The organism is Spiroplasma corruscae (assembly GCF_002237575.1).
In the GTDB taxonomy this organism is placed as follows: domain Bacteria; phylum Bacillota_I; class Bacilli_A; order Mycoplasmatales; family Mycoplasmataceae; genus Spiroplasma_A; species Spiroplasma_A corruscae.
The window spans coordinates 703005-719203 of the sequence record NZ_CP022535.1 but is presented as its reverse complement, the minus strand read 5'-3'; the positions used below and the strand labels follow the sequence as shown (position 1 = coordinate 719203).

Here is a 16199-nt window from a genome sequence, read left to right as displayed (position 1 = left end):
CTGAAAAAATGATTAGAAAAATTAGAGCAGGTCATCCATGAATATTAAATAATCCAAGTAGAAAGAAACATAGTGTTAAAAAATCAGAATCAAAAAAACATAATATCTATGTTAGAGAAGACTTGGTGGAAATGAATTATAGTCGACCAAATATAATCGGTATGGATGGACCAAACTTTAAGATATTTTTAAATAATGGAAAAAACAGGAGTAGAATTAATTGTTTAATATCATATGATTGAGAAAAAAGAACTATAGTTAGTTATAGTTTTGATAAAAGTGAAATTCAAATAGTGCATTATCTGTTTTTAAATAAACAAATAACTATGCCATTGAAAAAGCAAATTAAAAGATAATACAATTTGATAGAGGTTTTACCTTTGCTAATGAGTTTATTTTTAACTATGTAAATCAAAATGATTCTATAGTTCATTCTATGTCTAAAAAAGGCTTTAAACATAATGCACCAAACGAAAGTCTAAGTGGATGAATTAAACAAAAATTTTATAAAACTTTTGGTAATAAATTTAAAAATAAGGAAAATTTTTATTATTATTTTAAGAAGTTCTTAAATTTTTACAATAATTTACAACAAATAAAATATAATTTTAATATATAAAAGACCATTTATTATATTTGCAAATGGTCTACTTAAATTTAGTTATTCTTTTTAATTTAAATAATACGAAAATTAATTTTATAATTTATCAAATTTATTAATACAAATGTTTTCAGAGTTATTTTTCAAATATTTCTAAACAAGTACGAAATGAAATATATATATTATCATTAAACACAAACTGTTTAAATATTATATTGTTTTATCGAGGTATTCTAGTTTAATTTCATTAATATTTTTAATATATTTTAGTCAAAACTAGATAAATTGCTAAGTGCCCAATATCCATTATGTTGCTACATTCTTAAATTTCTAAATATTTATAAAAAAAGTTCTTTCTATGAAATAAATTATTTTCCTATTTAAGAAAGTTAATACTTTATTTATAGAAAACCTTTATTATAAGTATTTTTTTAACCCATTAAACTACAATTAAATTTTATTAGCTGATACTAAATTTAGATTAATATAATTTAAATAGTTAAATATTAATTTTTAGGACCTAAAATCTATTTTTCACATAAAAATAATTAACAACTTGAGTTAATTAATAATTTATCATACCTACATTAAAAAATAGATTTATAGTTAACTAATAATATCATATTATTTAACCCGCTTTTATATTTATATTAAATAATAATCACATCATAATATTAATTATTTTAGCTGATTCTGTTTTTATTATTTTTTTTTATATTTCACATTATAAGTTATATAATAATTAAAAGGAGGTTATAATGAAAAGTAAATTACTATTTTTTACATTTATTTTTTTAATATTTATACCTTCTTTATTTATGGTTTCTTGTGGAGTACAATATCAATCTGGTGATAATTCCGGTTGAAACATTTCTGAAGATAAAGATAATGAAATTGAATTCTCTACTGTAAGTGATCAAAAAGTATATGAGAATGAAACAATACAAGTTGAAGTAAAAGTAAAAAACGCTTATCTTTTATCACTTAGTGCTTATAGTCGAAACAACTATACAAATGTATCGGATGTTAAACTTGGAGAAAATGTATCGGATGATAGTAGAAATAAAAAATATATATTAACGATTGAAGGTTTAAGAGCAGGTGAAGATGAAATATCATTATCAATTGGATCAAATTGATCAAATTTCAAAGTAATAGTATTATCCAACGAGAATAGACCAGAAATAGTTACTAATTTTAATAATCCTATAATAGTTAAAACATATGATGTTATTAATTATAATGTAACAATAAATAAACCGATAAAAGATGAATTATTATTTACTAAAGAAAAAGATAATAAATACTTTGAAAGTATTGATGTTAATAATAGTAGTGACGACAAATCTTCGTTTACAATTAATTTAAAAGTAGCTAATAATGTTACGTTTGATGAAACTGCTGTTATTGAGCTTTCATATAAAAATGCCGCTGATAGAAAATTAGAGTTCATAATTAATAGTGATATAAGTAAAAAAGATATTTCAAATGCAAGCTTAAATTTAAATGAGTTTAATGGAGAGAATGAATTAGCTACTTTTCAAGATATATTAGATAAATTAAATAATAAATACAAAGGAATACAACTTAAAGATAGTGATATAGATAAAACACAATCAAAAATTGATAATAGAAAATCTGTTATAGTTATTTCTACAAACAGTAGTTATTACACTGGTACAGTAGAGTTTAATTATACTTATAAATGATTATTAGATAGTGCAGTGAAAAATAAAAATTTAGGGGTTATAAAAGGAGATAATATAAAAGATTCTAAAGAAGATATTATTAATAGAATAAATGAATTAAATGTTGGTCTTAATTTAAAATTAGATGATTTTGTTTTCAGTTTATATAATAATTATGGAGATAATTATATAGTTACATTAGATTCAAAAAAAACTTGTGAAATATATGCATATTCAACTCAAGTATTTCTTGAGTATGTTAAGTTCTCTAATATTAACAACGTAGTAAAAAACAAAGACTTAAATATAATAAAGGGCACAGAAGATAAACCAACTCTTTTAGACATATTAACAAAAGTTTCACAATTAAATAATGAAATCTCATTACCAGAAAGAGATTATTATATTAAATCAATTACATCTAATAGTGCAACAATTTCATGTAACGAGAGTAATATGAGATATTTTGGTGAATTTGTTGTTAATTATACTTATTATAAATGTCAAGATCTAGAAAAGTTGGTTTCTAACGATAGATTAGGAACAATAACAACAAATAATTCATTACCAACACTTGAAGAAATTGTTAAGTATATTAATTTAGCAAATCCAGGAATAAATCTTGATGCAAATGAAATAATGATTGGCGATAGTTTTTATGATGAGAGTTTAGCTGAGTTGATTGCTAAAGAAAGTTCTACAAAATATATTGGTAGCATTGTTGTATTTTATGATATTGAAAATAACTAATCACTAATTATAAAACGTTGATTGAAAGGGTATCTATGAGTAAAGTTTTTCTGTTTAAGTTTTATTTACTAAGAATATTAAAAAGTAAAATATTTATTATTTTAACTTCAATTATTCTAACTATAAACATTATTATAATGTCTATAGTTTTTATTATTAGTAAAGAAGCAGACAGCATAACTACGTCTTCTATAGTATTGATTGTCTTAAATTTATTATTCTTAACTTTTTTTAATACAGCTAATATAACAGATTTTTTTATTCAAGATAATATTTCAAACATTGAATCGTTAATGATAAGAAAGGGTAAGAGACCATCTAATATATTCATATCAAGAATATTATCAAATAAACTTTGTTCAATAACTTATTGCTTTGTAATATTTATTTTATTTATAACTTTATCTAATATAACAACATTTAAAGTTCAAGAACCAATAACCAATAAATACTCATTTGGTATTTTTGCTTTGATTGCTTATGATTTATTAATTACATCAATAACTTTAATATTAAGTGTTTGTACAAAGAAAATGAAATCAACTTTACCACTACCATGAATTATGGCTACTTTATTTAGTTTATATCCAACAATTGGACCAATGATTTTATATATTATTAATATTGGAGATTTATCATTATCAAGTGTTACTATGGGTGACAATTTAGGTTTGTATGATACTTACTTGGAAAGAAAGAATAATAATAGAATTTTAAATAAGTTATATGCAGATTATAATGATACCACCAGAATAATTGCATATAACGATGTTTTTAATAATGAAAATCTTTTTAATATTAAGCAAATAAATGGTGGATATAATCAACATAATAATAATGATATTAATCAAATTAAAAATTATTTAATAAATATTAGTAGCAGTAGCTGACAAACGTTAGATTTTTATTATCAGAATAAACAAAATAAGTTAACAACATTTATAAAAGAATATATTGAATCGTTAAAAGTTGATGATAAATTAACGGTTATATTTGGCGAAGACTTCTCTTCTGATTTATTGAAGGTACAAGAAAGCGACCCATTCTTAAAAGATTTAATTGCTATTTCACCTGAACCAGTTGATACAACTTCAAATACAAATCAATATTTAAATAATGTTTATTTTATAAATAATAATAGTTTTGAAGTTTATAAAGGTAATAATGGTATAAAAAATACTCTACTAAATATTGATTTTTCAAAACTAATAGAAAGTAGTGTTTCAGAAGTTAATTCAATTGATCAAATATTAAGAAATCAATTTTATTATTATTATCAATTATATTTTTATACAAATATTAATTCATTAATTATTAATACACAAAAAAAATTTATTCTAGAAAATAATATTGAATTAATTAAAAAGCACTTTATTGTTCCTTATAATTTTTCTAATTTAATTTATTTTTTGATTAATCTACAACAAGAACCTAAAACAGTAACTTCTGATAAATTTTTTTCATATCTTAAATATAAGACAAGAAATACTTTATATTATAATCTAAATCCTTTTATGCATTTTTTTATCATGGCAAATAATATTGGTATTGAAGATAAATACTATGAAGCTTTTATTTATAAATCGTTTGCATTCCAAATACCATTATATTGAAACAATATAATAAAGTCTAATGATTTAGAAACAATTCTGGACCCAAAAATACCAAATGAATATAAAGAACCAGAACCTTACTTTCATATATATACACCATATTTAATTTGGATATTATCATCAATAAGTTTAATTGTTATAGCTTATAGTGCTTATATAAAACTTATTTATAAAAAAAGTAGTGACAATTAGAGGAGGCTAACATGAAAAAAATTATTATTTCTTTATTATCAACAAGTTTAATAATTAGTAGTTCATGTATAACTACTTCTTGTTCTGGTGATAATTTAAAATATGGTCCTGCAATTACAAATAGTAATATTACATTTAATTATTTATATGTACAATCAGTTAATAATGAAAATACTTATACTGATAATAATGATTTAAAAGTTATTGAATGAATTAATGATACAGTAAAAAAAATTAAATTATATAATTGGGAAATTTCACTTGATGTAAATATGAATCCAAAAGATAATATTTTATTATTAGTTTATAAATTTGATAGATATAGCAGTGAAGATTACACAAATAATAATGAAAAATTAATGTATTTTAATATTTATCTTTTCTTTAATTTAGATGGTGTTTGAAAGAATATTAATAATTTATTAGTTTCTGGAATTTATCAGTACATTGTTTTAAAAGTAAAAACTGATGAAGGAGGTATGAAATAATGAGAAAATTATTAAAGCTATTCTCCTGAATTATTCTTTCTAGTTATTCAATTACAGTTGTTTCTTGTGAGATTATATCAAATGAAAGACAAACCAAGGTATATCTGGATATGGTTAATATAAATAATGTTAAAAGCGGGATTGAAAAGTCAGAAGTAGAAAAAAGTATCAATTTAGATATTACTTCTCTATTTAATAGGTTATCTATTAGCATACCTGAATTAAATACTGATTATTTAATAAGTTATAGTGATAATGCATTTACAAGTGATAATAAATCAATTGTTAATTCAAAAGTATATATAACTGCTGTTTCAAGTTCAGAGTTATTATTGGGTAAAACTGAAGTTAGAGTAGAAGAATAGAAGGAAGTGAGCATATGTCAGTTATTTTTAAATTTTCAATATTAAGAACTTTAAAGAGAAAAATGTTTTATATACCTCTAATGGTTGTTATATTATTAAATATATTAACTTCCTTAATAGTTTTTAATAGTTTTGATGAATTTATGTTTGTTACTATTGGTTCTATATTTATAATCTTATTTAATATGATATTTATAGCATTTTATAATATTACAAATCTAAGTGAATTTTTTATACAAGATCACATTTCAAATATTGAATCATTAATGATAAGAAAAGGTAAGAAGCCAACAACAATTTTTATGTCAAAATTGTTAGCAAACAAAATCATAAGTATTACTTTTATACTACTTGTTTATATTCTTTATATTTTTTCTTCTTTAACAACTAATATTTTTCAAAGTGAATTGATAACCAATAGATATTCTATAGGAATGTTTGTATTAGTTCCATTTGATCTGTTAATAACATGAATTACATTATTATTAGCTGTGTGTACTAAAAGTTATAAAAAAACTCTACCAGTTACTTGATTATTCTCTGTTTTATTCTTTATGTATCCTGTAATAGGACCAGGATTATTTATTGCACTTGGTTCAACTGACTTATATGATTCTAATGTCATTTCTTCATTATATAGATATGAAAATTATAAAGAACGTAAAGATAATAATAAGCTTTTAATAAAACTTTATGAAGACTATAATCAATCGAAACAATTATCTAATGATTATGTTAGTCTTGTAAACAACAATCTTAAAATAGATTTTGTTGGTGAAAATGAAGATGAAACAATTTATTATTTAGATAAAAATGCTATAAAAAAATTTATTTCTTGAATGCTATCAGATAGTATTTTAAGACCACAATTATATTTATTGAGTAAAGAAGATAAAGTAGTTGATTTTATTACAGGTTATTTGAATAACACTTCTTATAAAAATAAGGCCAGTTTTACTTTTGATGATAATTTTAACCAAGATTTAAAAGATTTATTTACTAAAGATTTATTTATTAATGATTCAGTATTACTTAGCCCTAATAAGATAGACCCAAAAATAAATATGAACACATACTGAAATAATTCATATTTTAATAAAAATGATAAATATATATTTTATGGAGAAAATGGAATTAATAAATCGCTTATATTAGATAATGCAAAAAAAATAGTTGACACTAATAATGAAGAGATAAACAAAACTAATAAAATATTAGAAAATGCTTTTTATTATAATTTCTATAATATTAAGTTTCATACCGATTATTTTACCAGTAACAGTAGTGAAATTGAAATTTTAGAAAAAATAAAATTTGAATCAAATTGGCTATTTTTAAATAATAATATTCAAATACCGTATAATTACTTATCAATGCTATATATACTAATTGATTCATTAAAAGAACCAGAAGCTATATTGCCAACATACGCCTTTAATCAAGAATCTAACTATGAGACTAACAAATTATTTTATAATTTATATCCATTTAATAACTTCTATATTATGGCCAATTCCTTTGGTTCGGGTGATTATTATGACGCATTTGTTCAAAAATGTTCTTTTTTAAGAGGACCAATTTATACAATGGTTTATCAAACAAATAGTATAGAACAATTTGATGATCCAAATATTAAACCAGAATATAGTTCAATTGACAGTTACTTTAATTTAAGTGCATTATATATTGCTTATATAATAACTTCTTTATGTTTTATTGGAATGTGTTATTGAATATACGTATCTAGAATTTACAAGAAAAGTGGTGATAAATAATGATTAATATAGTAGAACTTACAACTTTATTTAAAAATAATAAAGGAATTAAAAATTTTAATTTAATAATATCTCCTGGAGAAGTAGTTGGTTTAGTTGGAGATAATGGTGCAGGTAAAACAACATTAATTAAATCAATTTTTAAAGAGTATAAGAAAAATAGTGGACAAGTATTGCACAATAATGAATCAATATATGAAACTGGTTATATTAATAAGTTAAGTTTCTTTCCTGACCAAAGTGTATACCCAAAAAATATAACTTTAAGAGATTATTGTTTATTAGAAGCTGAATTATCTGGTGTATTAAAAGCTGATGCATTAAAACTATTTGATGAGTTATGTGAGTCATTAGATTTGCAAGATTATAAGAAAAAGACCTTCAAATCTCTAAGTGCAGGTATGCAAAAAAAAGCTTTATTAATGAATTGTCTGATTAGTTCCCCTGAATATATTATTCTCGATGAACCTACAGCAAATTTAGATGTGAAAAACAGACTAGAGTTCTTAAATATCATAAGATCACTTGCTAAATCTGGGATTGGAATATTAATTACTAGTCATTTAATAAATGAACTAGAAGAAGTAATTAGTAGGGTAGTTATTATTGAAGAAGGAGAAACTGTTTATCTAAATTATTTTGATAAATCAAAAGATTCATTAGAAGAAATATATCTTAAAGTTACTAAAAAACATAAAAATAAAGATATTTCATCATTGATCGAAGATAATCTAGCAGAAAATAATATCAATAAACCAAGAGATATTGCATCAATTATTAAAGAAAGTAAAAAGAAATAATGAAGAAGTTACTTACTATTTGTGCTAGTGTATTTATAACTTCTCAACTTCCATTAATGACAATATCTTGTACTAATCCTGTAACAGTTGAAAATAATTTATATAATTTTTATAATAAATCAATAGAAAAATTAAAACAATCTGCAAGACTTTCAACAGATTTTAATAATATTAAAAAAGAAGATATTAATACAAAACTTGAAGAATGAATGAAAAAAGAATTAATTCCAAGTAATTACAGTGGTTATAATCTTACTATTGATAAATCAACAAAACCTTCTTCAGATATATTTTTGGTAGATTATAAAATAATAAGCGAATTAAATGAACCAGTTTCAACATTTGAATGCGAAGTTGACATTTTTATTAGTATCCAAGATACTTGACAAAGTTTAAATAAACTATTAAGTATTATTTTTCCAAGTGTAGTTTATTTTTATATTGATTATGATTAATAAAAAGTTATTATAATTTTGTAATAGTTATTAAGCTAATTAAGAATTAAAGAAGTTAAACAGTTAATCTTTTTTAAAGGATGAACTAATTCAGCTTCTTTTTTATTTTGAAAACTTTAATCATTATTATAAAGATAACTTAGGAAGTTTTTTATTAATACTAATTTATACTTTTCTATATCAACATGTTTTTCATCTACTAATATATTAGAGGTATTAACAATCATGCTATATCTAGTTAAACACATATAATTTACATATAAATAATTTTTAAATTCATTATATGCTTTCAAATAAATATCTGGTTTTCTTATTTTTCTTAATAATCTCTTAAACTTCATTTGTATCTTTTCTACTGAAAAATGATTTTTATTCATGCTAATTGTTGTTTTTAAAGTTATTTCAGATAATTCTGTTCCATACTTATTTTTTAAGTTATTAAAGTAATCAAATGCATCGTTTTCGCTAAAATCATTAGCTTTTTTATACTTAATGTAAACTAAAACATTATTGTAAATAAAAACAAAAATTAGAATAGTAGAACTTAAAATTAAAATTAATATAGATATTATTAAAATATTATCAACGTTCAAAGTAAAATACAAAATAATTGAAAATATTACATTAACAATTATCCCGGTAATCATAAATTTACCTGATAAATTAAAATACTTTTTAAAACTATATTTATTAATAGTATTTAATTTATCCAAGTCTATAATTTTATTAAAGTATTCATTCATATATTTCATATTTCTGTTTATATAAGTTTTTTTAAATATAAACATAGTATGAGATAAAAATAATGTACTAAAAATTATAAGTGCAATCAACAGATATTCATAAAAACTACTAGTTTTAGCTAAAATCATATTACTTATCCCTTCATTAGTTTCATTTACTCCAAAAGTTTTTATATATTTATTTAATTATTAAATAGTATCATATCATCTAAAATAATTTATATCTAATTAATTAAATAATAGCTACATATCATATACTATCAGCCAAATCAAATTATATGAAAACACTCGCTAATAATAGACGAATAAGAATATATAAATCGATAACTTATGGATTTATTTTTATAAACAATATAATAATCATAATTAATATAGAGGCAAATTCAATTATTATTGATAAGACAATACAAAATTGCTTATGTTTTGATATTTTAATTGGTATTTCTATTTAAAAAATTATATTTTCTAACAAATTAATTTCATCTCAGTGTAAAAAAATTTCTTGAAAATATGTTATTAGTATCTAAAACTTTTCTTCTTTTAAATATTTTTAGTGGAAAAATACCTATGAAAAAAAATTATAGTTAATAATAAACATATTATGATCATAATATTATCCATCAAACTAAGTTTAGTAAAACTATTTAGTGCAATTAATATTAATGAATTAGCTGTTGATATAGTTACCTGGTAATGTTTAATTAATTTTCAATATATCTTTGTTCATTTTTACAAAATCTAATTCCTTAAGTAGTATTGAACGTTTATTCATTTTCGACATCTCACTTGTTAGATTTGAATAAAGTATTTTTTTCTTATTATCATCATTTAATCGATCATAACATTCTTTACTAATTCCAATAAATCTCATTTTTTTATATTTTTCATTTTTAAATGGTTATAACGAGCATACTTTTGTAGATCTCGATACCTGTTTACCAGTATAAAGCACATTATTTATTTTACCTAAAATATCTTTAACTTTTTGAAATCACGACTCGCCAGAATTAAAACCTAATCCAGCGCTAAAATTATAATCTTTGTATTGATCACGATAATTTATAATAAAATTCTTTTACTAAATAGTAATTCAATTGTTTTATTATGTTCTTTATTTTTACTATCAGGAGATAATTTTTTAATAAAGATTATACCATCACCTTAATGTATACTATTATTAATATAATTTTCATCAAAATTATTAACATTAATAAATAAATTTTTAATAAAATCATTTAATAATTTTGATGTGTCAACTAAGTTTCCTACTCATTTGACTTTGAAGGCTTTTTGATTTTCTTATATCAATCGATATACTAATAACTTATGCTAAAATCATTACTTTCATCATTCATTTTTATATCCTCCATATTTTTATAAACTTATTATATTACTATAGTGAATATTTTTCTACAATATTAAAATTAATGGTGTTTATTAGATTTAGATATCATTTTAAAATAATTTTATTTCAACAACTATTTATTATATTTAAAATATTGATTATATATTATAAAAATTTAATCAAATTATGCATTATCTTACTCAAATTATGCATTATCTTACTCAAATTATGCATAATCTTACTCAAATTATGCATAATCTTACTCATAATTATTATAATATTACTCATTTAAATTGTAAAGTGATAAAATCAACAATAGGTAGGTAAAAAATGGATAAATCAGTTAAAGATATTATAGATTTACTGGCAACTATTAAATCAGATGAATCAATAAAAAAATTAAAAAACTACGCCAAATCACTTAGAGCAGATGGAAGGTATAATGATGCTGAGTATGTTTTAAATATTTTAGGTTCAAACAAAATGATTACTAGCTCATCAAATAATATGGATCAAGAACTATTAATCCTTGAAGAGTGTGTTTTAAATGATCAAATATTAAACGAAAATAATGATTACCTTCAAAAGTTTGTTAATATAATCAGAGATAAAACAAAACTAAGAAATTTAGGATTAATAAAAGCTATATTTTATGGAAAACCTGGTACAGGTAAAACTACATTTGTTAAAGACATTGCAAAATTAACCAATAGAAATCTTTATAGTATAAGTGCTTCGTCATTAATATCTTCATTAATTGGTCAAACACAAAAAAATATGGATTTACTTTTTAAAGATATAATAATTAGATATAAAAATAGTATTTTTATCATCGATGAATTTGATTCAGTTATAGGTTCAAGGGATGAAAATATGAACAAAGAATATCACAGAATGATAGGAAGTTTTAATTTAATGCTAGATAAGTTACTACCAGAAACGATTTTATTTGCAATCACAAACAGAATCGATATGATTGATTCTGCTACATTAAGAAGATTTAATGTTAAATTTTATTTTAGTACAATCGATATTGTAGTATTTAAAGATAGTCTAATAAAAAAAGCACTTGAAAAAAAAATAGATCATAAAATAAATTTAATAAATAAATTAATTACATATAAAAAAGATGAGTTAAACTACGCTCAAATAGATGAGATATTAACAGATTCACTATTTAACGGATATAATCTTGAACATAGTGTATACAAGATATTAAATTTTGCAGAAGAAGATATAATTAATTCAAAATTATTTTCGGATAAAGATAAGTCCATTATTTTAAATAAAAGTTATTCGACAATAAGGAGGATAAAAGATGAAACTAATAAGATATAAAAGTCCTTATCAACCATCAAAAAAACCAGCTGGAGGAGGTATTGATTATTTAAAATGAGACTTAAGCTTAAATAAACTAATTGAATTACAAGTTATGATAAAAAATGTGTTAAATCAATTCACTTACTTTGAAAGTGATTTTAACTTAATGCCGATAAAAATAAGATTTGGTAGATTATTACCTAAGACAGATAGGATTGAGCTTATATTTAAGAATAATGATAAATCTCCCAAACAAATTGGGTCATATTATATTTTTGAAAACAAAAAAATAATAGATCAAATTGATATTGTATATTCATGTTCGAGAGAAGATATTGAAAATACACTAAATAATTTAAATGAATTGATTGATTTGTGACCACAACGATTAATAAACAAAATAATTTATTATAAAAATCAATACATTATTATAAGCTCTAAAAATAAAAAGGATAAAATGCCTGAGGAAAAAAATTATAAAAATAAAATTAATGATAAAATTAATGAATATGTCAAACAAAATAATTTAAAAAAATTTGCTAATTACTATAACGAGTTTTATAAGATTTTAAAGTTAGAAATAACAAATCAAAGAGCATTTACAGAAGGCCAAATAATTACTTTTTTTGATATAGATTCATTTGAAAATATATTAAAAAAATTAAAAATTAAAGAAGTCGAAATTGAAGAATCTATAATTGTACTTGAGAAATTTATTAACTTAGATAAAATCACTTTAAACAAAATAGTTGAATTGTATCCATTTTTAATTTCAAATGCTTCTAGAGATTTAAAAATAGAAGTATCAAATAATTATAATAATATAAATAAACGCATCTCGATTGATAAAGGATTAAAGACAAATGGTGTAATTGGAGTTATTGATTCATATGGTTCATTTAGTAATGGTTGAGAAAGCTATGTTGATTATGTGGAAGAACCATTTCCAAACATTAAGGGATTTAATTTTCAAAAAAATTACAGTCATGGCACTTCCGTTTCTACTTTAATTATAGGGCATGACATTATTAATCCTAAATATAAGGATGATTTAGGAGTATTTAAAGTAAAATTATTTGGTATATTACCCCTTGATCCTATTAATATGTTTTATTTTATGAAAAAAATTGATAATATTATCAAAAATAATTCAAGAGATATTAAAATTTGAAATTTATCAATAAATTCTGAAAACGATTCAAATGGTATTTCATTGTTAGGTCAATATTTTGACATATTACAAAAAAAATATAATGTTCTATTTATTGTTTCTGCAGGAAATAATGAAAAGGAATTATCAGCAGGAGCGGATTCATTGTCTGCTATAACTGTCGGTTCTCTATTTGAAGATAAAAATGGTATTTTAAGAAAAACTAGTTATTCTGGTTCAAAAGAAATTTTTGGTAGATTTATAAAACCCAATACTTATGAAATCTCAAATGATATATATAATGAAGAAAGTTCTAATAACTTTCAATATACAATTGATAGCGAAGGTTATTTAACATGGGAAGATGGCACATCTTTTTCTGCCCCATTAACGGCTAGAAAATGTTGTTATTTGATGAATGAATATAAGCTTAGTTTAGAATCAGTTAAAGCAATTATTAATTTATTGTCTGAAATTTCAGAATATAAAATTCCAAATATTTTATTTGATAATAATACTGAAAGTATATTATTGATTGTTGAGGGTGTAATTAAACCAAAAGAAGATAAATTTATTGAGATTATATTACCAACTTTTGAGAATGAAAAATTAAAACAAGACTTTACTTATGGGATAGGATTATCTTATTTTGTAGTTCCTTCATATAAATTAGGCGATGAATACTCATCAATTAATCTAGAATTTAAAATAACAAATATGAACATAAAAGGAGGGTGAGATGATATTTTTAAATCAAAAGGAACTTCCAAAACAAGTGGTAAAAATGCTACTGAAGTTGATTTAATTAAACATTTTAAAAAGTATGACCCCAATAAGGTTCTGATTAATAAAGATTTTATTAATCCTAAAGGTTACGCAAGAAAAACTGATAAATTTTATTTAAGAGTTTCTTGTAGTGATTTGTTTAGTAGAAATGACCAAGAGATTAATTATGGTTGTGCAATTGTGTTAAAAGAAAAAATGCATGCCTCATTAATTAATTTTGAATTACTAAATATTGATAATATTATTGAAGAAGAAATCAATCAAGAAATTATTGAAATCATAGAAGTGTAATTTATTATTAAAACTATAATATATAATATTTATTAAATGAAGTAACTTAGATTAGTACTATACAGTGAAATTATCTAAAATCTAAAATATGTAGTTTTAATGATGTATTTAGTTGTAACCAATACATTTATGTAAAGTAGTTATTAATGAAGATGATTCTAATTTTTTATTAGAAACTAATATAAGTATTAAATTAAATATATTAAATCAATATTTTAGAGTTTTTAGATAATAATTAGAAATTTATTGTGTGGAAATCATTTTATAATCTTTAATTTTAAATTATATATTAAGAAGAGTAAAATTAAATAGTCTAAAATAAAATCTAAGTTTTTCATATAAAAGTTCACTAAAAAAAACTAATTATAAAACAGAAAATAAACACATGAGTCATTCGCAATAATGATATGAATTAATTTATGGCAAAAAAAGTTGAATCAATTTACGTTGTTAAAATTATTCATAAATAAGAAGATTATGGATAATATTATAATATATCAACATAGGAAATGAAAAATGAAAGAACTAAGATATTTAGATTCAACAATATTTGAAATTTTTAATGTTCTTGAATAATTTATTCAATAATTACAATAAAATAGTCATATAATTAATTATAAAAATTACAAATATATAAGAGTAATAAGTTTTATGAAAGTATTCTAAAATGAGGTTATTTATATAAAGAAATTAATTGAGTTATCGAATAAATGTCCTTTTATAATTTGTTAAATGAAAAATTATTTACATTTAATTTTATAATGTATGTGAATAAATTGTATGTATAAATAGAAACTTTTAGAATGTACTTTGCTGCAATATACCTAAGGATTGAATTAGTAAAACATAAATAAAAAACTAGTGATAAATATGTTTTTATTGATACTAAATTTGCAAATATAAATTATTATTATAATTCATTAAATGAAAAAAATTTATATCCATTAACAATATCTATACTATCTATTTATAAAAATAAATTTAAAAGAATATTTTTGAACACTCTAATTATTATAATTATGATGGAGAATATTCAAAATTTAAGGAAGCTATTTAATATTTGGAATAAGTTAATACTATATAATTTTTTATTTTAATTTGGTAATAAATAAGTACAATATTAATTTGAATTAATTCTATTTATAATTAAATAAGAATAACGGAATTTAAGTAGACCATTTATTATATTTGCAAATGGTCTACTTAAATTCCTTTTTTCTTTTTCTTTATTATCACACCAAAATTAATTCATAATCAACATACATAAGCTATGTCATGATATTCATTACCAAAACCCGCTTTATCTCAATCAATAATTTTAATAGATCTATGTTTTTTTGTTAAATACTACATTTAATGGGCTTATATCATTATGATTAATGACCTTACCATTTTCTTTGTATAATAATTGTAGTTTAATAATAATAGATAATACTAATAATATAATTTTAATATCAATTGTTTGTATTTTAGATAATGTAAATCCTTTTATATATTTGTATCTATAATAATAATTATCTATTTCTTTTATTTTAGGTATGTATCTAAATTTATTAAGTTTCGCAATATTTAATATTTTAAACATATTTTCATAATTACTATTTTTTTGTTTTACTAAATAATTTTTTCTTTTAATTATTTTTTTGGACAGACCTATATTTTTAAATTCTTTAGTAAAAATCATAATACACCCCAATTGAAGAAATTTAGAATAGCTTTTATAAAATGAGAATTCATTAATTAAAGTATACAATAAATAATTATTTTCATATGCAAACTTTTAATATATTATAAAAAAATTTACTAAAATATTAAACTATATAAAAGTGTTATAAAT

At 21.1% G+C, this 16199-nt stretch carries 13 protein-coding genes; 10 read left to right on the top strand and 3 right to left on the bottom strand.

What is annotated here, in order from left to right:
• Window positions 1–8 precede the first annotated feature (8 nt).
• The 8 genes from SCORR_RS03195 to SCORR_RS03155 all read left to right on the top strand — a co-directional run bounded on the left by SCORR_RS03195 (window position 9) and on the right by SCORR_RS03155 (window position 8727).
• On the top strand, window positions 9–356 hold the full coding sequence (locus tag SCORR_RS03195) for a hypothetical protein (RefSeq protein ID WP_094049072.1): 348 nt from the start codon (window positions 9–11) through the stop codon (window positions 354–356).
• 1003 nt (window positions 357–1359) lie between these two features.
• A complete protein-coding gene (locus SCORR_RS03185; RefSeq protein WP_094049067.1) occupies window positions 1360–3039 on the top strand; it encodes a hypothetical protein in 1680 nt (559 codons plus the stop codon).
• A gap of 35 nt (window positions 3040–3074) precedes the next feature.
• Window positions 3075–4844 (top strand): hypothetical protein, encoded by a 1770-nt coding sequence (locus tag SCORR_RS03180; protein ID WP_094049065.1) that lies wholly within the window; start codon window positions 3075–3077, stop codon window positions 4842–4844.
• 11 nt (window positions 4845–4855) lie between these two features.
• The gene (locus SCORR_RS03175; RefSeq protein WP_094049063.1) at window positions 4856–5332 is read left to right on the top strand and encodes a hypothetical protein; all 477 of its coding nucleotides are present in this window, start codon (window positions 4856–4858) and stop codon (window positions 5330–5332) included.
• The gene (locus tag SCORR_RS03170) at window positions 5332–5697 is read left to right on the top strand and encodes a hypothetical protein (RefSeq protein ID WP_094049062.1); all 366 of its coding nucleotides are present in this window, start codon (window positions 5332–5334) and stop codon (window positions 5695–5697) included. Before SCORR_RS03175 ends, SCORR_RS03170 begins: the two co-directional genes overlap by 1 nt.
• Before the next feature lie 14 nt (window positions 5698–5711).
• Complete coding sequence (locus tag SCORR_RS03165; protein ID WP_094049060.1) at window positions 5712–7472, top strand: hypothetical protein; 1761 nt, start codon at window positions 5712–5714, stop codon at window positions 7470–7472.
• Entirely contained in the window at window positions 7472–8272 is an 801-nt protein-coding gene (locus SCORR_RS03160; protein WP_094049058.1) for an ABC transporter ATP-binding protein, read from the top strand. The genes SCORR_RS03165 and SCORR_RS03160 overlap by 1 nt, the downstream gene beginning before the upstream one ends.
• A complete protein-coding gene (locus SCORR_RS03155) occupies window positions 8272–8727 on the top strand; it encodes a hypothetical protein (protein ID WP_094049056.1) in 456 nt (151 codons plus the stop codon). The genes SCORR_RS03160 and SCORR_RS03155 overlap by 1 nt, the downstream gene beginning before the upstream one ends.
• A 116-nt stretch (window positions 8728–8843) precedes the next feature.
• On the opposite strand, the gene SCORR_RS03150 is transcribed toward SCORR_RS03155, so the two are convergent.
• Both SCORR_RS03150 and SCORR_RS05425 read right to left on the bottom strand, forming a co-directional pair.
• Window positions 8844–9599 carry a hypothetical protein gene (locus SCORR_RS03150; protein ID WP_094049054.1) on the bottom strand — a complete coding sequence of 252 codons (756 nt, stop codon included), beginning with the start codon at window positions 9597–9599 and terminating at the stop codon, window positions 8844–8846.
• Window positions 9600–10167: 568 nt separating this feature from the next.
• Complete coding sequence (locus SCORR_RS05425) at window positions 10168–10341, bottom strand: hypothetical protein (protein ID WP_157705374.1); 174 nt, start codon at window positions 10339–10341, stop codon at window positions 10168–10170.
• Between the two features lie 804 nt (window positions 10342–11145).
• On the opposite strand from SCORR_RS05425, the gene SCORR_RS03145 reads away from it, so the two are divergent.
• Together SCORR_RS03145 and SCORR_RS03140 are read left to right on the top strand one after the other, a co-directional pair.
• Complete coding sequence (locus SCORR_RS03145) at window positions 11146–12153, top strand: AAA family ATPase (protein WP_094049052.1); 1008 nt, start codon at window positions 11146–11148, stop codon at window positions 12151–12153.
• Window positions 12134–14362, top strand: coding sequence for a S8 family serine peptidase (locus SCORR_RS03140; protein ID WP_094049050.1), 2229 nt, complete (start codon window positions 12134–12136; stop codon window positions 14360–14362). Before SCORR_RS03145 ends, SCORR_RS03140 begins: the two co-directional genes overlap by 20 nt.
• A 1327-nt stretch (window positions 14363–15689) precedes the next feature.
• On the opposite strand, the gene SCORR_RS03135 is transcribed toward SCORR_RS03140, so the two are convergent.
• Window positions 15690–16046 carry a hypothetical protein gene (locus SCORR_RS03135; RefSeq protein ID WP_094049048.1) on the bottom strand — a complete coding sequence of 119 codons (357 nt, stop codon included), beginning with the start codon at window positions 16044–16046 and terminating at the stop codon, window positions 15690–15692.
• Window positions 16047–16199: the final 153 nt, after the last annotated feature.